The organism is Streptomyces sp. NBC_01003 (assembly GCF_045162695.1).
GTDB lineage: Bacteria > Actinomycetota > Actinomycetes > Streptomycetales > Streptomycetaceae > Streptomyces.
In genome coordinates this window covers 6,930,238-6,951,705 of record NZ_CP108707.1, presented here as the reverse complement: position 1 = coordinate 6,951,705, position 21,468 = coordinate 6,930,238, and the positions used below count along the sequence as shown (strand labels likewise).

Here is a 21,468-nt window from a genome sequence, read left to right as displayed (position 1 = left end):
GTCCCCTGGGACTACGCCGGGACTAGGACCTGCGCAGCATGGTCACGACGGCGGCGCCGCCCAGTCCGATGTTGTGGGCGAGCCCCACGCGGGCGTCCGCGACCTGGCGCGCGCCGGCCTCGCCCCTCAGCTGCCAGGTCAGTTCGGCCGCCTGCGCGATGCCGGTCGCGCCGAGCGGGTGGCCCTTGGAGATGAGGCCGCCGGAGGGGTTCACGACCCAGCGTCCGCCGTACGTCGTCGCGCCCTCCTCGACGAGCTTGCCGGAGGCGCCCGGCGCGCACATGCCGAGCGCCTCGTAGGTGAGCAGTTCGTTGACGGAGAAGCAGTCGTGCAGCTCGATCACGTCGACGTCCTCGATGCCGAGCCCGGAGTCCTCGTAGACGCGGGTGGCGGCGGCGCGTGACATGGGCTGGCCGACGACGTCGATGCAGGAGCCGGAGGCGAAGGACTCCCCCGTGTCGGTCGTCATGGCCTGCGCGGCGATCTCCACGGCCTTGTCGCCCAGGTCGTGGAGTTCGACGAACCGCTCCGACACGACGACGGCCGCCGCCGCGCCGTCCGAGGTGGGTGAGCACTGAAGCTTGGTGAGCGGCGCGTGGATGGTCTTCGCGGCGAGGATCTCGTCGACGGTGTACGGGTCCTGGAACTGGGCGTACGGGTTGTTCACGGAGTGCCGGTGGTTCTTGGCCCCGACGGCGGCGAGCTGGGCCTCGGTCGTGCCGTGCTTCTCCATGTGCTCGCGGGCCGCGTCGCCGAAGATCTGGGCGGTGGGCGGGGACATCTCGAAGCCGTGCTTCGCGGCCATGATGCCGTAGTGCCTGGCTACGGGTGACGTCTTGAAGTCACCACCATCGGCCCCTCCGCCGAGCGCGCCGCGCTGCATCTTCTCGAAGCCGAGCGCCAGCACGCAGTCGTTGAGGCCGCCCTCGACGAACTGGCGGGCGAGCATCAGCGCGCTCGAACCCGTCGCGCAGTTGTTGTTGACGTTGTAGACGGGGACGCCGGTCAGGCCGAGTTCGTAGACCGCGCGCTGCCCGGCGGTCGAGGCCTGGAAGCAGTAGCCGACGGGGACCTGCTCCACGTCCTCGTAGGAGACGCCGGCGTCCGCGAGGGCGGCCGCGCCCGCCTCCTTCACCATGTCCCAGTACTGCCAGTCGCGACTCTCGGGCTTCTCGAACTTGGTCATTCCGACGCCGACTATGTACGACCTCATGGCTGTGGAACCCTCCTGCCACTATCTGACGATGCGTCAGATAGTGGCAGGAGGAACCTCTTAACGGAAGGCCGCGTGACCCGTGAGCGCCTGGCCGAGCGCCAGGGTGTGCATCTCCGTCGTGCCCTCGTACGTCAGCACGGACTCAAGGTTGTTGGCGTGACGGATCACCGGGTACTCCAGCGAGATGCCGTTGGCGCCGAGGATCGTGCGGGCGGTGCGGCAGATCTCGATGGCCTCGCGGACGTTGTTCAGCTTGCCGAAGCTGATCTGCGCCGGGTGGACACCGGCGGGCGAGTCCTTCAGGTCGGCCAGGCGCAGCGCCGTCAGCGTCGCCTTGTGGAGTTCGAGCGCCATGTCGACGAGCTTCTGCTGCGTGAGCTGGAACGCGGCGATCGGCTTGCCGAACTGCTCGCGCTGGCCCGCGTAGTCGGCGGCCGTCTGCCAGGCCGAGCGCGCGGCGCCGGTGACGCCCCACACGATGCCGTAGCGCGCCTCGTTCAGGCAGGTCAGCGGCGCGCCCACGCCGCGCGCCGCAGGGAGCTGGGCGGACGCGGGCAGGCGTACGCCGTCGAGGACCAGCTCGCTGGTCACGCTCGCCCGCAGCGACATCTTGTGCTTGATCAGCGGCGCCGAGAAGCCGGGGGTGTCGGTGGGCACGACGAAGCCGCGCACCCCGCCCTCGGTCTGCGCCCACACGACGGCGACGGCCGCGACCGAGCCGTTCGTGATCCACATCTTGCGGCCGTCGAGGATCCAGTCGTCGCCGTCACGCCGGGCGCGCGTCGTCATGGACGACGGGTCGGAGCCGTGGTCGGGCTCGGTCAGACCGAAGCAGCCGATGGCCTCGCCCTCCGCCATGCGCGGCAGCCACTCCTGCTTCTGCTCCTCGGAGCCGAAGCGGTGGATCGCGAACATGGCCAGGGACCCCTGCACGGACACGAAGGAGCGCAGGCCCGAGTCCGTCGCCTCCAGCTCGCGGCACGCGATGCCATATGCGCGGGCCGACATGCCGGCGCACCCGTAGCCCTCCAGGTGCATGCCGAGCAGGCCCATCTTGCCGAATTCGCGGGCGAGTTCGCGCAGGGCGGGCAGCTCCCCGCTCTCGAACCAGTCGGCGATGTGCGGCTCGACCTTGTCGTCGAGGTACTGGCGGACCGTGTCGCGCACGGCCCGCTCCTCGTCGGTGAAGAGCGCTTCGAGGTTCAGCGGGTCGACGGGGTCGAGGGCGGCGAACGGCATGATCAGGCTCCTTGAGGGTGGTCGAGCAGGCGGTCGATGGCTGACTCGTCGTAGCCGAGTTCGGTGAGTATGTCCCGGCTGTGCAGGCCGAGGGTGGGCGGGGCGGTGCGGACCGCCGGGCGCTCGCCGCGGAAGGTGACGGGGAAGGCGACCTGCTGGAGCGGGCCCACATCGGGATGGTCGACCTTCTGAACCATGCCGAGCGCCTCGGTCTGCGGGCAGTCGTAGACCTCGTCGAGGGTGCGGATCGGCGCGACGGGGACGCCGCGCGGCTTCAGCAGGGCGCACCAGTTGGCCACGGTGTCGTCGACGAGGACGGACTCCACCTTGGCGTTGAGGGCCGTGCGGTGCGTGACGCGGGCCCGGTTGGTGGCGAAGCGCGGGTCGTCGGCCCACTCCGGGTGGCCGAGCGCCTCGCTCAGCTTGCGGAAGAGGCCGTCGCTGCCGACGGCGATCACGAAGTGCCCGTCGGACGCCGGGTAGGCCTGGTACGGGACGAGGCTCGGGTGGCCGGAGCCGAGGCGGGTGGGGCGCTCCCCGGTGGCGAAGTAGCCGGTCGCCCAGTTGATGTGCAGGGCGAGCTGGGACTCGTACAGGGAGGTCGTCACGTACTGGCCGTGGCCCGTGCGCTCGCGTTCGACGAGTGCCGCGTTGACGCCGATGAGGCCGAAGAGGGCGGCGCCGAGGTCGCCCATCGCGTAGCCGGCCTTGACGGGCGGGCCGTCGGGTTCGCCGGTCAGGGACATCAGGCCGGCCGACGCCTGGGCCACCATGTCGTAGCCGGGCTCGTCGCGCAGCGGGCCCGTGTCGCCGAACGCGGAGATGTGGAGGATGACCAGCCGCGGGTAGCGCTCGCTGAGTTCGCGGTAGTCGAAGACGCGGGCGAGCGAGCTGCCGGGCCGGAAGTTCTCCACCATCACGTCCGCGTCGGCGAGCATGCGGTGGACGGCCTCCTGCCCCTCGGGGGACTTGAGGTCGAGGGTGACGGAGCGCTTGTTGCGGTTGGCGGCCAGGTAGTAGGTCGCGTCGGGGCCGTTGAAGGGCGGTCCCCAGGCGCGCGTCGGGTCGCCGCCGTCGGGGTGCTCGACCTTGATGACGTCGGCGCCGAGGTCGGCGAGCGACATGGTGACGTAGGGCCCTGCGAGGATCTTGGACAGGTCCACGACCTTCATGCCGGCCAGCGGGGCGGCGGGGCGGGGCTGCTCAGGCATGTGCGGCGGGCTCCTTCACAGTGTTCTCCTTCGCCGGGGTCTTCTGTGCCGTGCCGGGCGCGACCTGTCCACCCTCGGCCAGTTCGGCCAGGTGGTCCAGTGCGGCGCGGGGCGGGGTGTCCGGGTCGTCGAGGAGCGCGGTGCAGGTGCGGGCGACGAGGAGGGCGCGGCCGTTGCCGGTGGTCTCCGTCTCGTGGGCGGCCTGGTCGTACAGGAGGGTCTCCATGACTGCGCGCGTGAGCTCGTCGGCGTACCGGCCGATCCTCATCTCCTGCTCATCGGCGGGGAGTTCGAGGAGCGCGTCGCCCTTCTTGCGCAGCAGCTCCCAGCGGGCCCGCGTCTCCGCCCGTCCGCCGTACGTGTCGGCGAGGGTGCGGTGGGCCCCCTGGCGGCGCATGCAGCGCAGCACGTCGAGCGCGATGACGTTCGAGGAGCCCTCCCAGATGGAGCCGAGGTGCGCGTCGCGCACGAGCCGGGGGTTGACCCAGTCCTCGATGTAGCCGTTGCCGCCGCGGATCTCCATGGCCTCGCCGGTCACGGTCCGGGCGCGCTTGCACAGGGTGTGCTTGGCGAGCGGGGTGAGGACGCGGACGAGCTCGCGGGCCGCCCCTCCTTCACCGTCGGGGGCTCCTTCGTCTGCGGCCGTCAGGCGGGCGGCCGCCTCCAGGACGAGCGCGAGCGCCCCCTCCGTGTCGATGATCATCGGCAGGAGCGTGGCCCGCATCAGGGGCTGCTCGAAGAGCGGCTTGCCGAAGACGTGGCGTACGCGGGTGTGGTCGACGGACTCGCGGACGGCGCGGCGCATCAGAGCGGTGGCACGCATGGCGTTGGACAGGCGGGAGACGTTGAGCATCTCGGCCATCTGCCGGAATCCGTTGGCGAGTTGGCCGACGGGGGTCGCGTACGCCTCTTCGAGGGTGACCTCGCCGCTCGCGATGGACTTCGAGCCGAGCTTGTCCTTGAGGCGGTCGATGCGGATCGCGTTGCGGGTGCCGTCGGGGCGCAGGCGCGGGACGAGGAACATGCCGAGGCCGCGGGTGCCCTCGCCCTGGCCGGGGACGCGGGCGAGGGTGAGGATCACGTCGGCGCCGGGGTTGGACGCGAACCACTTCTTGCCGGTGAGCGTCCAGTGCGCGCCCCGGTCGGTGGCCACGGTCTCCGTCAGGCCGACGTCCGTGCCGCCCTGCTTCTCCGTCATGAACATCGCGCCCGTGGCCCGCAGCCCGGGGTCGGTGGAGGAGAGCGCGGCGATCTCGGCCGCGTACCGCTCGGGGTCGAACAGGCGCAGGATGCGGGCGGCCGAGTCCGTCATGGACAGCGGGCAGGCCATGCCGAACTCGGACTGCACATAGAGGTAGGACAGGGCGTACTTGACGGTGTGCGGGACCTTGGACGGCCAGCCGTGGACGCCGGGACGGTGCGACATCGCGGCGAGCCCGAACTCCTCGTAGGCGATGGCGGCGGCGCGGTCGTGGGCAGGGTGGTACTCGATCTCGTCGACGCGTTCGCCGCCGGGCGCGTACTGGACCAGACGGGGCGGGTTGGCGTCGGCGAGCGCGGCCTGCCGGTCGAGGTCACCGGCCGCGAGCGCGCCGAGTTCGGTCAGGAGGGGCTCGACGCGGGCCCGGTCGTCGGCGGACAGGACACGGTCGAGGAAGGGGCGCAGCGCGGGGTCGCGGTCGGCGTAGTTCATCGGGGGATCACTCCGGGTCAGGCGTGGGAGGCGGTGCGGGTGGTGACGGCGGCCGGCTCCGGCGCGGCGGCGGTACGGGCGAGCAGCGGCAGGACACCGGCGAGGGTCACGAGGGTGTAGCCGAGGCCGAGCGCGACGACGGGCCAGATCGAGCCGGTGGCGTTGAGCAGGTACTGGGAGACGATCGGCGCCGTCCCGGCGAACAGCGTCGTGCACAGCTGGTACGAGAGGGACATGCCCGTGTAGCGGACCTCGACGGGGAAGACCCGGGCGAGGATGCCGGCGAGCGCCGCGTAGTACATGGCGTGCGGGAAGGTGGCGAGGCCCATGCCGAGAACGGCCAGCCAGAAGTTGCCGGTCCCGACGAGGACGAACATCAGCGGCAGCACGACGAATTCGGGCAGCAGCATCCACAACACGGCTTTGCGCACAGGCCACTTGCTCGCGAGGACGGCGCCGAAGGGCTGCACGACGACCTGGACGACCAGCGCGAGCGAGATGACGGTCAGGAACGACGTGCGGTCGAAGCCGAGGTCGGAGGTGGCCCAGGACAGGGCGAACGTCGTCTTGACGTAGGTGATCGCGACCCCGGCCGTGCCGGCGAGCACACCGAGCAGGACCAGCATCGGCGAGCGGGTCAGGACGTCCTTGATGGGCAGCTTGGACGTCTGCTTGCGCTCCAGGGCCGCCGCCATCTCGGGGGTCTCGGCGAGCCGCAGGCGGATGAACAGGCCGACGGCGACGAGTACGGCGGAGAAGAGGAACGGGACGCGCCAGCCCCAGGACTCGAAGGCGGCGTCCGGGAGTTGGGCGATGCCGAGGAAGGCGAGCGTGGCGAGGAGGTTGCCGACCGGCGAGCCCTGCTGGGCGAACGCCCCGTACAGGAGCTTGCGCTTGGGCGGGGCGTACTCCGTGGCGATGAGGACGGCGCCGCCCCACTCGCCGCCCATCGCGACGCCCTGGATCATGCGCAGCAGCACGAGGAGGACGGGCGCGGCGGCGCCGATCTGGGCGTAGCCCGGGAGCAGACCGACGCAGAAGGTGGCGGCGCCCATCATGGTGAGCGTGGTGACGAGGGCCTTCTTGCGGCCGTAGCGGTCGCCGAAGTGGCCGAAGATCACGCCGCCGAGCGGGCGGGCCAGGAAGCCGACCCAGAAGGTGGCGAAGGCGGCGAGGGTGCCTACGGCCGGCGATGCCTCGGCGAAGAAGATCTTGCCGAGGACCAGAGCGGACGCGGAGCCGTAGATGTAGAAGTCGAACCACTCGATGGTGGTGCCGACGAAGGCGGTGACACCGGCGCGGCGGGCATCACGGGCCTGTGTTGCGCTGACCCCGGGGACTGGGGCGTCGTGCGACATGACGAGCGTCCTCTCGTAGCGGCATCCCGCTGGGAGGGGACGGGCCGGAGGGGGCGGGGCCACCGAGCGGCCGGTGCCCGTCCACGCTCCACGCCCGGCGCTCATCGCTCCGTCGCGAGACGTGGATCACTCTGCACCCGCTCATTAGGATGTGTCCAAGACCAATACCGACCTCCAGTCAGACGTCATCCATCAAAATATGGGGGATCATCCGCGGGCGTCGGGCGCGTCCGGGGGCGTCGGCAGGACCTCCTCCGCCACGCGCAGGACCGCCTGGAGGGGCGCCGAGCGGTTTCCGGTGCGCCAGCCGAGGGCGATGGGGAGCACCGGCACGTCGTCCCCGACCAGCGGCCTGAACACGACGTGTTCCAGATGGATGGCGCGCGCGGACGCCACGACGACGGCGAGCCCGACACCCGCGCCGACGAGGGCGAGCATGTTGTACGAGTCCGGTGCCTCCTGCGCGATCCGGGGCGCGAACCCGGCCTCGTGGCAGGCCTGCACCATGGCCTCCCGCACGGCCGAGCCGCGGGCGACGGGGAACGTCACGAACGGCTCGTGCGCCAGCTCGGCGAAGTGGACCTCGTCCTGCCGGGCGAGCGGATGACTGTCGGGCAGCGCGAGCACGAGCCGCTCCATCCGCACGACGCGCGCGGTGATTCCGCGCCGGACCGGGAGCGCCACGAACCCCACGTCGAGGGACCCGTCCGCGATCCTTCCGAGCGCCTCGCCGGTATAGGTCTGACCTTCCAACACCAGCTCGATACCCGGGAGTTCGGACGTGACGGCGCGGGTGAGCAGCGGCAGCGCGGAGTAGCTGCTCGCCCCGGCGAACCCGACCGTGACCCGCCCCACCTCCCCGAGGTGCGCGGCCTGCACGGTCCTGCGCACCGCCGACGCCTCGGCGAGCAGATGCCGGGCGGGCCCGAGCAGCGCATGCCCGGCCGCGGTGAGCCGCACGGTCCGGGTGGTCCGGTCGAACAGCTTGACGCCCAGATCCCGCTCGAGCAGCTTGATCTGCTGGCTGAGCGGCGACTGCGCGATGTGCAGCCGTTCCGCTGCGCGGCCGAAGTGCAGCTCCTCGGCAACGGCGACGAATCCTGAGAGGTGACGTAGCTCCACGCGGCGACGATACGGCCCGGGTCGCCGAGCCTCAGTCCCGAGGCAGACCCAGGATCCGTTCCGCCACGACGTTCAACTGCACCTGTGTCGTGCCGCCGGCGATCGTCAGGCAGCGCGACATCAGGAACCCGTGCAGCGCCCGCTCCCCCGCTCCCTCCCTCAGGGCGCCCTCGGGACCGAGCAGCTCCAGGGCGAGTTCGGCGACCTTCTGCTGATGCGGCGTCTGCACGAGCTTCCTCACCGAAGCCCCCGGGCCCGGCTCCGCGCCGGCCACCTGCCGCATCGTCGTGCGCAGCCCTATGCAGGCCAGGGCGTGCGCCTCCGTGGCGAGCGCGCCGATCCGCGCCCGGTACGCGCCGTCGAGCGTTCCGGCGCGGGCGATCAGCGCCTCCAGGCCCGTGTCGAAGGTCAACTGGTCGGCCATGTGGACCCGTTCGTTGCCGAGCGTGTTCCGGGCGACGCGCCAGCCGTCGTCCACCTGCCCCACCACCGCGTCCTCGGGGAGCAGCACGTCGTCGAAGTACACCTCGTTGAAGAGCGAGTCCCCGGTGATCTCCTTCAGGGGCCGTACGTCGATGCCCTCGGTCCGCTTCATGTCGACGACGAAGTAGGTGAGGCCCTTGTGCTTGGGGGCGTCCGGGTTGGTGCGGGCGAGCAGGATCCCGTGGTCGGCCCACTGGGCGGCGCTCGTCCACACCTTCTGCCCGTTGACGCGCCAACGCCCGTCCTCGGTGCGCTCGGCCTTCGTCCGCAGCGAGGCCAGGTCGGAACCGGCGCCGGGTTCGGAGAACAGCTGGCACCACATGACCTCGCCGCGCAAGGTGGGCAGGAGATAGCGGTCCCGCTGCTCCGGGGTGCCGTAGGCGAGGAGCGAGGGGACGACCCAGGTCCCGATGCCGAGGTCGCTGACGCGGACGCCCGCGGCGGCGAGTTCCTGCTGCACGGCGAGCTGCTGGACGGGGCCCGCGCCGAGGCCGTACGGCTCGGGCAGGTGCGGCGCGGCGTACCCCGTGGGCGCGAGGGCCCGGCGGGCCGCGGCCGGGTCGAGGCCGCGCATCCCCTCGACGGCCTCGCGGGCCCCCGCCCGGAACGCCTCCGCCTCCGCGGGCAGCTCCAGACGCAGCTCGCGCCGCGCCCCGCCCTCCGCGAGCCGCACCGCCCGCAGCCGGTGCGCGTCCCCCGCGCCGAGCAGCTGCCGCGCGACGACGGCCCGCCGCAGATAGAGATGGGCGTCGTGCTCCCAGGTGAACCCGATCCCGCCGAGGACCTGCACACAGTCCTTGGCACAGGAGTACGCGGCATCGAGCGCGGCCCCGGCGGCGAGAGAGACGACCAGCTCACGCGCCGCGCCGTCGTCGGCCCCCTCAGCACCGCCCCCCGCCGCCCGCGCCGCGTCCCACACCAGCGCCCGCGCCTGCTCGACCCGGACCAGCATGTCCGCGCACAGGTGCTTGACGCCCTGGAACTGTCCGATCGGCCGCCCGAACTGCTCCCGCACCTTCGCGTACTCCGCCGCCGTGTGCAGCGCCCACGCCGCGACGCCGCACGCGTCGGCCGCGAGGACGACGGAGACCAGGTCACGCACGGTGGCCGTGTCGACTGCGAGGATCCGGGCGGCCGGCACCAGGGCGCCCCGGGCGGTGATCTCCGCGGTGGGGCGCGTGGGGTCGGCGCTCTCGTGGACGCGGACGCCGATTCCGGCGGTGTCCGTGTCGACGGCGACCCATACGGTCCCGGTCGCGGACTCGGCGGCCAGGAGGAGCAGGTCGGCGTCGCCGCCGGAGAGGACGGGCGGCGCCACCCCGTCGAGGACGAGCCCGTCGGACACGGTGACGGCGGTCAGCGTTCCCGTACCGAGGGCGGCGGCGCCGATGCGGTCGCCGGACGCGAGGGACGCGGCGAGGCCGGCGGCGCCCGCGTGGCACAGGACCAGTGAGGCGGCGGCGCCGGCCACGAACGGGCCGGGCAGCGCGGCCCGCCCCGCCTCTTCGAGGACGACCGCGAGGTCGACGAGGTCGCCGCCCCCGCCGCCGTACTCCTCGGGAAGATGGAGACCGAGCAGTCCCTGTCCGGCGAGTCCGTCCCAGTGGGCGGGGCGGCCCGCGGGGGCGGCGGGGGCGTCGAGCAGTTTGCGCACTTCCTCGGGCGGTACGGCGCGTGCGAGCCAGCCGCGCACGGCGTCGGACAGCTCCTCTTGCTCCTGCGTGATCGCGATGCCCATGCGGCGCACGGTAGAACACGTTCCAATCTGACGGAAGGTCAGATGGCGGGCGAGACGTGTAATCAAAAGGTAAAGACCTTCAAGACTTCCCCTCGTACGACGCCCGTCGGAATAGTCGCCCCAGGTAACGGGTTCATCTTCCACATACCCGCAGCGCGAAACCCGCCGCCAGCGCGACCCCTTTGACTCACTGCCTCCGGAGGCACTACGCAATGACGCAGACGACCCAACGGCCGACCGCACAACGCGGAATACGCGGAGTCGTCCCCGTACTCGCCTTCGCCGGCATCACCGTCGCGGTGATGCAGACGCTCCTCGTCCCGGTCATCAAGGACCTCCCGGTCCTGCTCGGCACCGCCCCCTCCAACGCGACCTGGGTCCTGACGTCGACCCTCCTCGCGGGCGCCGTCTCCACCCCGATCATGGGCCGTCTCGGCGACCTCTACGGCAAGCGCCGGATGCTCCTCACGAGCCTCGCGATCATGGTCGTCGGCTCGCTCGTCGCGGGCTTCACCAGCGATCTCATCGTGATGATCGTGGGCCGTGCCCTTCAGGGCTTCGCCATGGGCGCCATCCCCCTCGGCATCGGCCTGATGCGTGACGAGCTGCCGCGCGAGAAGCTCGGGTCCGCGATGGCCCTGATGAGCTCCTCCATCGGCGTCGGCGGCGGACTCGCGCTCCCGCTGGCGGCCCTCGTGGCCCAGCACGCGGACTGGCACGCCCTCTTCTTCGGCGCGGCGGGCCTCGGCGTCGTCGCGATCCTGCTCACCCTCTTCTTCGTCCCGGAGAGCTCCGTCAAGGCCGAGGGCAGCTTCGACGTCCTCGGCGCGATCGGCCTGTCGGCCGGACTCGTCCTCCTCCTGCTGCCGATCACCAAGGGCAGCGACTGGGGCTGGACCGACCCCATGACGCTCGGCCTGTTCGGCGCGGCCCTCGTCGTGCTCGTGCTGTGGGGCGTGATGGAGCTGAAGCTCAAGGCCCCGCTCGTCGACCTGCGCACCACCGCGCGGCGCGAGGTGCTCCTCACCAACCTCGCCTCGATCATGGTCGGTGTCGCGTTCTACGCGATCTCGCTCGTCCTGCCGCAGCTCCTCCAGCTGCCGAAGGCCACCGGCTACGGACTCGGCCAGTCGATGGTCGTCGCGGGCCTGTGCGTGGCGCCGCTCGGCCTCACGATGATGTTCACGGCCCCCGTGTACGCCCGCCTGTCGGCGAAGTACGGCCCGAAGACCACCCTGATCCTCGGCATGCTGATCATCGCGATCGGCTACGGCGCCGGCCTCGGCCTGATGAGCGCCGCCTGGCAGACCATCGTCATCTCGGTGGTCGTGGGCGCCGGCATCGGACTCGCGTACTCCTCGCTGCCCGCCCTGATCATCGGCGCCGTCGACGCGTCCGAGACAGGTGCGGCCAACGGTCTCAACACCCTGATGCGGTCCATCGGCACCTCGGTGTCGAGCGCCGTGATCGGCATGGTCCTCGCCAACACGGCGAACCACGTCGGCGGTGCGGCCGTGCCCACCATGCACGGCTTCCGCGTCTCGTTCCTGATCGCCACCGCCGCGGTCGCCATGGGCGTCCTGCTCGCCGTCTTCCTGCCGAAGCGGCGCCAGGCGACCAAGCCGCAGCTGCGCGCCAGCAGCGAGGAGGACGCCGCGCTGGAGCGCGCCGAGGAGGTACTCGGAGGATTCCGCGGCCAGGTGCTCGACGCGGCGGGCCTGCCCGTCTCCCGGGCCAAGGTCACGCTCATCGACCGGCGCGGCCGCCAGGCGGGCGCCGCGCTGACCGACCACACGGGCCGTTACGCCCTGGAGGTCCCGGCCGGCGGCTCGTACGTGCTGGCCGCCACGGCCACCGGGCACGCGCCGCGGGCCTCCGCGGCGACGCACCACGGCGAGGACCGGCCGGTCGACGTCGACCTGGCCCTTGAGCTCATCGCGCCGGAGAGTCGAACCGCGGTTCGCAGCTGAGCAGTTCGGAGACATCGGAACCGACCGACAGCTCCTTCGGGGACGCGTCGCGGGTGAAGAGGCGGGCAGCACGCTCGCCCTGAACCGCGGCGCGTCCGCCGTTCACCCGCAGCCAGGACCCCTCACGCAGGCCGAGCACCGGCACGTCGTTCTCCTCCAGGAACTCCGTGAGGCGCTCCTCGCGGGTCTCGCCCTTGTGGGTGGAGGCCGGGTCCGGGTCCAGGTAGTGCGGGTTGATCTGGAAGGGGACGAGGCCGAGCGCCTCGAACGACGGGGGCTGCACGATCGGCATGTCGTTGCTCGTGCGCAGGCTGGGCGCCGCCATGTTCGTGCCGGCGCTCGCGCCCATGTAGGGCAGGCCGCCGCCGACCGCCTTGATCAGGGCGTCGCGCAGGCCGGTGCGGTAGAGCGCGCTCAGCAGCCGGAAGGAGTTGCCGCCCCCGATGAACACGGCGTCGGCGGCGGCGAGTTCGGCCACCGGGTCGTCACCCTCGTGCACACCGCGCACGCCGATCCCGGCGCCTTCGAGCGCGCCCCGCACCCGGTCCGTGTACGTGTCGTGGTCCGCGAGGGCGTACGGCACGAACGCGAGCCGGGCCTTCGGGGGCAGGAAGCCGGTGACGGTGTCCAGGGCGTGTGCGAGGTAACCACGGCCGTACTGGGTGGAGTTGGAGAGCAGCAGCAGGTTCAAGGGAGTAACTCCTCAGGGGTGGCTCGGCACTTCAGGGCCGGGGGGTTAAGGGCCGGAGGGCCTCAGGGCATGGGGCTTCAGGACCGGCGGATTCAGGGCTGGAGGGCTTCAGAACTGGGCGCTTCAGGACTGCGGGCTTCAGGACTGCGGGGCGCGCGGCTTGCGCGTGCGCTGCGGAGGGTGGGTGAGCCGCTTCTCCAGGAGGCTCGCCGCCCTGCGCAGGGCGTCGAGGCGACCGTCGGGCCCGTCGGCGAAGCGCTCCTTGGCGCCGCCGAGGCTGAGGCTGCCGTAAGGCTCGCGGCCGAGGAAGACCGGCACGGCAACCGTGGCGATCCCGGCGTCGTACTCGCCGACCGTCCAGGCGTACCCCTGGGCGCGCACCTGTACCAGCTCCCGCTCCAGCTCGTCCGGGTCGGTGACCGTGCGGTCGGTGAAGCGGGCCATGGGGCGGCCACGGAAGAGCCGGTGGCGCTGCTCGTCGGGCAGGAACGCGTAGAACGACTTGGCTGTGGCTCCGGCGTGCGCCGGATACAGCTCGCCGACCAGCGGGTAGTAGCGCAGCGGCCCCGACTCGCCCTCGACGGCCGCGACGCAGCGCATGTGGAAGCTGTCCGGCAGACAGAACAGGACGGTGTCGCCGGTCGCCCGGCCCAGCTCCTCGAGGACGGGCGCGGCGAGCAGTTCGAGCGAGCCCGAGCGCTCCCACATCCGGCCGAGCCGCAGCACGGCGGGACCCATCCGGTAGCGGCGCGTCGCCGGGTCGGAGACCAGGAAGCCGCGTCCGGCGAGCGTGGACAGGAGCCGCTGCGCCACCGAGGTGTCCCAGCCGAACTCCGCCGCGATCTCGGTCACGCCCCAGTCCGGCCGTGTCCGCTCGAAGGCGAGCAGCACGAGCAGGGCCCGGTCGACCGTCTGCAGCGCGCCGGTGGGCGTCCTGCGGTCCAGCGGGATCTCACTCATCGCCACACCTCTCAAGGTCCGGGCATCTCAGCATTCAGACCTTAATTGCAGATAACGGGAAACAGTTGCAGACAACGCTAACCGATCCCGAATCTGCTGTCAGCACCACCCGACCTGGAGTGAGTGTCGGGAGCGAGAGAGGCCGCCCATGCTGAAGTACGTCCTAGACATCGTCGAACTCCTCGACGACCCGAACGCCGACGGCAAACGCGCCGTGGAGTACCTCGACTCGGTCGCGGGCCCGCAGGGCTCCGGCGCCGAGGTCACCACCGTCACCGGCGAGCGCGGCTCGACCGACTTCGTGCTGGTACGGATCCCGGGCAGCTCGGGGCGTACGAGCGGCGGCTCGTCCCGCACGCTCGGCGTGGTCGGCCGCCTCGGCGGCGTCGGTGCCCGGCCCGAGATGACTGGTCTGGTCTCCGACGCGGACGGCGCCGCCGCCGCGCTCGCCACCGCGGCCAAGCTGCTCAACATGCGCCGCAAGGGCGACGTGCTGCCGGGTGACGTCATCGTCGCCACGCACATCTGCCCGGACGCGCCCACCGCACCGCACGACCCGGTCCCCTTCATGGACTCCCCGGTCGACATCGCCACGATGAACCGGCACGAGGTCACCGGCGAGATGGAGGCCGTGCTCTCCATCGACACCACCAAGGGCAACCGGATCATCAACCACAAGGGCCTGGCCCTGTCCCCCACCGTCAAGGAGGGGTGGGTGCTGCGGGTCAGCGAGGCGCTCGGCGAGCTGCTCGCGGTCGTCACGGGTGAGCCCTTGGTCACATACCCGGTGACCACACAGGACATCACGCCGTACGGTAACGGGGCACATCACATCAATTCGATCCTCCAGCCGGCCACGGCGACGCCCGCTCCGGTCGTCGGCCTCGCGGTCACCTCTGCCGCCGCGGTCCCCGGCTGCCAGACCGGCGCGAGCCACGAGACCGACATCGCCAGTGCCTCACGCTTCGCCGTCGAGACGGCCAAGGCGTACGGGGGCGGCCGCCTCGACTTCTACGACGAGGCGGAGTTCGACAACCTCGTGAGCCGCTACGGCTCCCTGTCCCACCTTCAGACGCTCGGCCGTGAGAGCCGTGAGCCCCGGGAGTCCTCATGACCGCCACCACAGCTCAGAAGCCGGGCAAGAACCTGGGCAGCGACGACTACTCGCTCTCCCGCGTCCCGCGCGACCAGCGCCTCGGCTTCTGGACGATGCTGCTCCAGTGGCTCGCCCAGTCGGGCTCCATCTCGCAGTTCACGCTGGGCGCCACCATCGGCGTCGGCATGACCTTCGGGAACGCGTTCCTCGCCTTCACGCTCGGCGCTGTCATCCTCGAAGTGGTGATCTTCGCGATCGGCCTGGCCGGCATGCGCGAGGGCCTCGCGACCCCGATGCTCACCCGCTGGATCGGCTTCGGCCGCAACGGCTCCGCGCTGGTCAGCTTCGTTATCGCCGTCAGCCTCGTCGGCTGGTTCGGCGTGCAGAACACGATCTTCGGCAACAGCGTGTCCGCGCTCGTCGGCGGCCCGTCCTGGATGTGGTGCGTGGCCGCCGGCCTCGCCATCACGGTCCTGGTCATCTTCGGCTTCCGCTACATGGCGCTCTTCGCGAAGATCGTCACGCCGCTCTTCTTCGCCCTCGTCGCCTGGTCGGTCACGAACGCCCTGATGGACCACTCCATCGGCGATCTGATCAGCTCGCCGGCGCCGGGTCAAACGATCCCGCTCGCCGTCGCGGCCACCGCCATCGCGGGCGGCTACATGACCGGCGCGATCGTCTCCCCCGAGATGACCCGCTACAACCGCAAGGGCTCGCACGTCTTCCTGCAGAGCGCCTCGTCGATGATCCTCTCCGAGTACATCGTCGGCCTCACGGGCGTGCTGCTCGGCCACCTGGTGAAGTCCAGCGAGGTGTCGCACATCGTGCTCTCCACCTCGGGCGCCTTCGGTGTGATCGTGGTCCTGATGTCCACCGCGAAGATCAACGACTGGAACCTGTACGGCTCCTCGCTCGGCGTCGTCAACTTCTTCCAGGTCGTCTTCGGCAAGCGCCTGCACCGCGGCGCCGTCACCGTCGCGCTCGGCCTCGCGGGCACCCTGCTCTCGGCCGTCGGCATCATGACCCACTTCACCGAGTTCCTGTCCGTGCTCGGCGTCGCCATCCCGCCCATCGGCGGCATCATCGTGGCCGAGTACTGGGTCGTACGCCGCATGCGCAAGCCGCTCGACGAGACCCGCGAGGCCGGGACGCTGCCCGCGTCGTCGCCGACCTGGGTGCCCCTGTCGATCGTGATCTGGATCGCCGCGTTCTGCGTCGGCAAGTACGTGACCGTCGGCATCCCGGCGCTCAACTCGCTCGCCACCGCCTTCGTCCTGTACTCCGTCCTCGGCCTCCTCGGCCTCGTGCGGCCGTACGGCACCTCCACACTGGACGACGAGGACACCGTCCCCGCCGCCCCCGAAGCGACCCCCGTGGGAGCGGCATGAACACCCCCAGCGCCCTGACCCCCGCATCCGAAGAGGCTCAGGCCGAGGTCGTCGGACTGTGCGCGGAGCTGATCCGCTTCGACACGTCCAACCCGACGAGCGACGAGCGCGCCTGCGCCGACTGGGTCGTGGCCCGCCTCGCCGAGGCCGGCATCGACTCGACCCTCGTCGAGAGCGCGCCGGGCCGGGCGAACGTCATCGCCCGTATCCCCGGCGCGGACAGCACCCGCGGCGCCCTCCTCGTGCACGGCCACCTCGACGTCGTGCCCGCCGACGCCGCCGAGTGGCAGGTGCCGCCCTTCTCCGGCGAGATCCGCGACGGCTACCTGTGGGGCCGCGGCGCGATCGACATGAAGGACACGGTGGCCGTGATGCTGGCCACCGCCCGCCACTTCGCCCGCACCGGCACCCGCCCCTCGCGGGAGATCGTCCTCGCGTTCCTCGCCGACGAGGAGGCGGGCGGAAAGTTCGGCGCGCACTGGCTCGTCGAGCACCACCCGGAGCTCTTCGCGGGCGTCACCGAGGCGATCGGCGAGGGCGGCGGATTCTCGTACGCGCTCGACGACACACAGCGCATCTACCCGATCGAGAACGCCCAGCGCGGCATGGCCTGGATGGAGCTCACGGCGACGGGCCGGGCGGGCCACGGCTCGTCCCCCAACGACGAGAACGCGGTCACCGACCTCTCCGAGTCCCTCACCCGCATCGGCCGCCACACGTTCCCGATCCGCCTCATCGAGCCCGTGCGGGCCCTGCTGGCCGAGGCCGCCGAACTCAAGGGTGTGAAGATCGACTTCGAGGCGGGCGACCTCGACGCCGAGCTCGCCAAGCTGGGACCGGTCGCCGACTTCATGCAGGTGGTGCTCCGCAACTCCGCGAACCCCACCATGTTCACCGCCGGCTACCAGACGAACGTCATCCCCGGTAAGGCCACCGCCCGCGTCGACGGCCGCTTCCTGCCCGGCCACGAGCAGGAACTCGTCGACACCATCGACGAGTTGCTCCTGCCGTCCGTGCGGCGCGAATGGGTCAACCACGACATCGCTATGGAGACGACGTTCGACGGCCCGCTCGTCGACGCCATGTGCGAGGCCGTGCGCGCCGAGGACCCCGACGGCCACCCCGTCCCGTACTGCAACCCGGGCGGCACCGACGCCAAGGCCTTCACCAAGCTGGACATCCGCTGCTTCGGCTTCAAGGGCCTCAAGCTGCCGCACGACCTGGACTACGGCCGCCTCTTCCACGGCGTCGACGAGCGCGTCCCGCTGGAGGGCCTGCGGTTCGGCGTCCGCGTCATGACCCGCCTCTGGCAGAGCTGCTGACCCGCGGCTCCCCCCGATCACCCCTGACCCGGGCCAGAGCCTGTGCCTGCGCCGCGCCCGGCCGGGGCGCAGACACAGGCTCTTCCCCCGTACGCCCCGCCTCAGCCGGCATCGGGGGCGTACGGCAACATGAGCGGACCTCACCCACGCCTACGACAGGGGAACCCATGAGCGCGGCGCCCAAGCCGGAGATCCTCGCCGCCTTCGAGGCCGCCAAGGGGTTCATGCCTCTCGGCGAAGGGCTGGCGCTCTACGCGGCCGCCGCCGAGGCCGCCGCGCTGGGCCTGCCGCTCCTGGAGGTCGGCACATACTGCGGGCGCTCCACGATCCTGCTCGCCGACGCGGCCCGCCAGGCCGGCGTGAGCGCGCTCACCGTGGACCACCACCGCGGCAGCGAGGAGCAGCAGCCGGGCTGGGACTACCACGACCCGGAGACCGTGGACCCGGTCGTCGGCCGCATGGACACCCTCCCCACGTTCCGGCGCACGCTGCACGCGGCCGGCCTGGAGGACCACGTCGTGGCCCTGGTGGGCCGCTCCCCGCAGGTCGCCGCCGTCTGGGGCGGCCCGCTCGGCCTCGTCTTCATCGACGGCGGCCACACCGACGAGCACGCCACGGCCGACTACGAGGGCTGGGCCCCGCACGTCGCCGAGGGCGGCCTGCTCCTCATCCACGACGTGTTCCCGGTCAAGATCGACGAGTGGACGGGCCAGGCCCCGTACCGCATCTACCTCCGGGCCCTGGAATCCGGCGCGTTCACAGAGGTCTCGGCGACGGAATCCCTGCGCGTCCTGCGCCGAACGGGCACCGGGATCTGAAGAAGGACCGTTAGGCTCACCCACGTGTCATACGTAGGCCCGGACAGCGACGGTTTCTTCGACGGCGACGGGGACGGCCCCCGGCGGCCGCGCCGGTTCAGCGGCAGTCCGCTGACCGTGACGCTCGCCGCGCTCGTGCCCACAGCTCTCGCCGGGTGGCTGATCTGGCAGGTGGCGGGCGGCCCGGGCGAGAACGAGCCCGCGAAGACCCTGCCCGCCGCGAGCCGGTCGTCGACGGCGGGCACGGACACCACGTCCCCCTCCCCGTCGAAGTCCGACGACGGCAAGAAGGGCGGCGGGTCGCCCAGCGCCACCCCGTCGAAGTCGAAGCCGCCCGCCTCCTCGGCCAAGCCCGCCGGATCCGGCCCCCTCAAGGGCAAGGTCGTCGTCATCGACCCGGGTCACAATCCGGGCAACTTCCAGCACGCCGCGGAGATCAACCGGCTCGTCGACATCGGGACGAACCGCAAGGAATGCGACACGACCGGCACCTCCACCAACGCCGGTTACACCGAAGCCCAGTTCACCCTCGACGTCTCGCGCCGGTTGCGGACCCTGCTCCAACAGCAGGGCGCCACCGTCGAGTTGACCCAGAACGGCGACCGCTCCTGGGGCCCGTGCGTGGACGAGCGCGCCCGGATCGGCAACAACGCGCACGCGGACGCCGTCATCTCCGTGCACGCCGACGGCTCCGCGGCGGGCAACCGCGGCTTCCATGTGATCCTTCCCGCATCCCTGAACTCCGGTTCCGCCAACACCACGGCGATCGCAGGCCCCTCGCGCGATCTCGGCGAACGCGTCGCGGGCAACTTCCTGCGCGCCACGGGCTCGGCCCCCTCCAACTACATCGGCGACGGCACCGGCCTCGACGTGCGCAAGGACCTGGGAGGCCTCAACCTCTCGACCGTGCCGAAGGTGTTCATCGAGTGCGGCAACATGCGTGACGCGAAGGATGCGGCTCTGTTGACGAGCGGCGCGTGGCGGCAGAAGGCGGCGCAGGGGATGTCTGACGGAATCGTGAGTTTCCTGCGCGGGTAGTTCTCACCCTGCGGATCTCGGCAGACACCTCCGCCGCGCGGACGATAGTGTCTCCCTACGATGTGGGGCCACCCCCGCGCTTCGCACGGCACAGCAGCGACAGCGACGCCTCCGCCGACGACCGGACGACTGACGAAGGACCGACCTGAAGTGAATATCCGCTCCCTCACTCGAGGCGACGGCGTGGTGATCGGTGCAGCGGTGTTGCTGTTCATCGCCTCGTTCCTCGACATCTATTCGATCGACGGGGTCTCCAGCGGCGCCGACTTCCCGAACGCCTGGGAAAGCGCGCCGCTCCTGATGAGCGTCTTTCTCGCGGGCATCTTCGCCGCGGTGCTGATCGTCGTCGCCCGGGGGCTGCCCACCGTGCCGAAGGTCGCCGGTCTCGACCTCGGCCAGTTCGGTATCGCCCTCGCCGTCTTCTCCGCGTGGAGCGCGCTCGGGAACATCTTCGACCCGGCCGGCGGCTTCAACAACAGCGGCCAGGGCTCGGACAGCGGCTTCGGTGCCGGTACGGGCGTGATCCTCGGCCTCATCGCGACCCTCGCGCTCGCGGGTGCCGCTGTCGCGACGCCGCTCGTGCCCGCACTGAAGGGTGCCCTCGTCGGCGCCCCGCGCCCGCAGGCCCCGCAGCCGTACGGCGCGCAGCCTGCCGGCGGCTACGGCTACCCGGGCGCCCAGCAGCCGGGCCAGCCCTACGGCGCCCAGCCCGGCCAGCCGGGTCAGCCGGGTCAGCCCTTCGGTGCCGCCCAGCCGCAGCAGGCGGCGCCCGCGCCGCAGGCCGCGCAGGCCCCGGCCGGTGACTTCTCGCCGTTCTGGTTCGCGGTGCCGGTGCCGCGTCCGCTGTACGCCGAGGACGGCTCCCCGACGCCGATCGCCGAGCTGGCGCCCGGCACGTGGTACCTGGCCGTCGAGCAGCGCGGCCCCGGCCTGGTGGCCCAGACGCAGGACGGCCGCCGCGGCGTCCTCCAGGACACGACCGGGATCCAGCGCGGCTGACGTCGCCCCGGCTTCCGCGTCACGGCCCCTCACCCGTCTTCCGGGTGGGGGGCCGTTGTCGTACAGTCGCCCCGGAACCACGAACTGACAGTGCGTCAGAAATGGGAGCGGCCATGCGACTCGGACTCGCGCTCGGCTACTGGGGCCGCGGTCCCGACCCGCGCCACCTCGAACTCGCCCAGGAGGCCGAGCGGTTGGGCTACGACTCGGTGTGGACCGCCGAGTCCTGGGGCAGCGACGCGTTCACGCCGCTGACGTGGATCGCGGCGCACACCTCGCGCATCCGCCTGGGCACGGCGATCGCGCAGATGGCGGCCCGCTCGCCCACGACGACTGCGATGCACGCGCTCACCCTCGACCATCTGTCCGGCGGCCGCATGATGCTGGGGCTCGGCCTGTCGGGGCCGCAGGTGGTGGAGGGCTGGTACGGGCGGCCGTTCCCGAGGTCCCCGCTCACGGCGACCCGCGAGTACGTGGACGTGGTGCGGCAGGTCCTGCGGCGCGAGGGCCCGGTCGAGGTGGCCGGCCGCTTCCACGCGCACCCGTACCGCGGCGAGGACGCCACCGGCCTCGGCAAGCCGCTGAAGCCGATCACGCACCCCCTGCGCGCCGATCTGCCGATCCTGCTCGGCGCCGAAGGTCCGAAGAACATCGCACAGACGACCCGTATCGCGGACGGCTGGCTCCCGCTGTACTGGTCACCGACGCGCACGGACGCGTACGAGGCGTCCCTCACGGACCTCCCGGAGGACTTCGCGATCGCGCCGATGGCCCGCGTCACGGTCTGCGACGACGTCGCGGAGGGGCTGCTGCCGGTGAAGGCGATGCTGGGCTTCTACATCGGCGGCATGGGCCACGCCAAGCGCAACTTCCACGCGGACCTGATGGCGCGCATGGGGTACGCGGACGAGGCCCGCCGGGTCCAGGAGCTCTTCCTCGCGGGACGGCGCGAGGAGGCCGTGCTGGCCGTGCCGGACGCCTTCGCCGACGAGATCTCGCTGGTCGGCCCGCGCGGGCGCATCGCCGAACGGCTTGAGCTGTGGCGCAAGGGCCCGGTCACCGACCTGCTCGTCCTGGCCCCGGACCCGCACACACTGCGGATCCTGGCCGAGCTCAACTCGTAGCT

The 21,468-nt window shown here is 71.6% G+C and carries 17 protein-coding genes; 8 read left to right on the top strand and 9 right to left on the bottom strand.

Features of this window, described 5'->3' with window-relative positions; translation table 11 throughout:
• Nucleotides 1-22 precede the first annotated feature (22 nt).
• The 7 genes from OG698_RS31650 to OG698_RS31620 all read right to left on the bottom strand — a co-directional run bounded on the left by OG698_RS31650 (nt 23) and on the right by OG698_RS31620 (nt 10,060).
• Complete coding sequence (locus OG698_RS31650; protein WP_399980381.1) at nt 23-1,213, bottom strand: lipid-transfer protein; 1,191 nt, start codon at nt 1,211-1,213, stop codon at nt 23-25.
• Nucleotides 1,214-1,273: 60 nt separating this feature from the next.
• The gene (locus OG698_RS31645; RefSeq protein ID WP_406107061.1) at nt 1,274-2,455 is read right to left on the bottom strand and encodes an acyl-CoA dehydrogenase family protein; all 1,182 of its coding nucleotides are present in this window, start codon (nt 2,453-2,455) and stop codon (nt 1,274-1,276) included.
• Nucleotides 2,456-2,457: 2 nt separating this feature from the next.
• Nucleotides 2,458-3,666, bottom strand: coding sequence for a CaiB/BaiF CoA transferase family protein (locus OG698_RS31640; protein ID WP_399980387.1), 1,209 nt, complete (start codon nt 3,664-3,666; stop codon nt 2,458-2,460).
• Nucleotides 3,659-5,359, bottom strand: coding sequence for an acyl-CoA dehydrogenase family protein (locus OG698_RS31635; RefSeq protein WP_406107059.1), 1,701 nt, complete (start codon nt 5,357-5,359; stop codon nt 3,659-3,661). Before OG698_RS31635 ends, OG698_RS31640 begins: the two co-directional genes overlap by 8 nt.
• Nucleotides 5,360-5,376: 17 nt before the next feature.
• Entirely contained in the window at nt 5,377-6,717 is a 1,341-nt protein-coding gene (locus tag OG698_RS31630) for an MFS transporter (RefSeq protein WP_406107057.1), read from the bottom strand.
• 207 nt (nt 6,718-6,924) lie between these two features.
• Entirely contained in the window at nt 6,925-7,839 is a 915-nt protein-coding gene (locus OG698_RS31625) for a LysR family transcriptional regulator (protein WP_326775999.1), read from the bottom strand.
• 31 nt (nt 7,840-7,870) lie between these two features.
• A complete protein-coding gene (locus OG698_RS31620) occupies nt 7,871-10,060 on the bottom strand; it encodes an acyl-CoA dehydrogenase (protein ID WP_406107055.1) in 2,190 nt (729 codons plus the stop codon).
• A 212-nt stretch (nt 10,061-10,272) separates the two neighbouring features.
• Here OG698_RS31620 and OG698_RS31615 point away from each other — a divergent pair, with 212 nt between their 5' ends.
• The gene (locus OG698_RS31615; protein WP_406107054.1) at nt 10,273-12,030 is read left to right on the top strand and encodes an MFS transporter; all 1,758 of its coding nucleotides are present in this window, start codon (nt 10,273-10,275) and stop codon (nt 12,028-12,030) included.
• On the opposite strand, the gene pepE is transcribed toward OG698_RS31615, so the two are convergent.
• Nucleotides 11,993-12,721 (bottom strand): dipeptidase PepE, encoded by a 729-nt coding sequence (pepE, locus tag OG698_RS31610; protein ID WP_406107052.1) that lies wholly within the window; start codon nt 12,719-12,721, stop codon nt 11,993-11,995. The two genes, OG698_RS31615 and pepE, sit on opposite strands and share 38 nt — an antisense overlap.
• A 138-nt stretch (nt 12,722-12,859) precedes the next feature.
• Entirely contained in the window at nt 12,860-13,681 is an 822-nt protein-coding gene (locus tag OG698_RS31605; protein ID WP_406107051.1) for an IclR family transcriptional regulator, read from the bottom strand.
• A gap of 148 nt (nt 13,682-13,829) precedes the next feature.
• Here OG698_RS31605 and OG698_RS31600 point away from each other — a divergent pair, with 148 nt between their 5' ends.
• The 7 genes from OG698_RS31600 to OG698_RS31570 all read left to right on the top strand — a co-directional run bounded on the left by OG698_RS31600 (nt 13,830) and on the right by OG698_RS31570 (nt 21,466).
• Entirely contained in the window at nt 13,830-14,795 is a 966-nt protein-coding gene (locus OG698_RS31600; RefSeq protein ID WP_406107050.1) for a DUF1177 domain-containing protein, read from the top strand.
• Nucleotides 14,792-16,165 (top strand): cytosine permease, encoded by a 1,374-nt coding sequence (locus tag OG698_RS31595; protein WP_375986006.1) that lies wholly within the window; start codon nt 14,792-14,794, stop codon nt 16,163-16,165. The genes OG698_RS31600 and OG698_RS31595 overlap by 4 nt, the downstream gene beginning before the upstream one ends.
• Entirely contained in the window at nt 16,162-17,487 is a 1,326-nt protein-coding gene (locus tag OG698_RS31590) for a M20/M25/M40 family metallo-hydrolase (protein WP_406107048.1), read from the top strand. The genes OG698_RS31595 and OG698_RS31590 overlap by 4 nt, the downstream gene beginning before the upstream one ends.
• A gap of 167 nt (nt 17,488-17,654) precedes the next feature.
• Nucleotides 17,655-18,305 (top strand): class I SAM-dependent methyltransferase, encoded by a 651-nt coding sequence (locus OG698_RS31585; RefSeq protein ID WP_406107047.1) that lies wholly within the window; start codon nt 17,655-17,657, stop codon nt 18,303-18,305.
• 24 nt (nt 18,306-18,329) lie between these two features.
• Entirely contained in the window at nt 18,330-19,343 is a 1,014-nt protein-coding gene (locus OG698_RS31580; protein WP_406107045.1) for an N-acetylmuramoyl-L-alanine amidase, read from the top strand.
• Between the two features lie 150 nt (nt 19,344-19,493).
• Nucleotides 19,494-20,342, top strand: a complete 849-nt coding sequence (locus tag OG698_RS31575) for a hypothetical protein (RefSeq protein ID WP_406107044.1) — start codon at nt 19,494-19,496, stop codon at nt 20,340-20,342.
• Between the two features lie 113 nt (nt 20,343-20,455).
• Nucleotides 20,456-21,466: an LLM class F420-dependent oxidoreductase gene (locus OG698_RS31570; RefSeq protein WP_406107043.1), complete on the top strand. Its 1,011-nt coding sequence runs from the start codon at nt 20,456-20,458 to the stop codon at nt 21,464-21,466.
• The last annotated feature ends 2 nt before the right edge of the window (nt 21,467-21,468 follow it).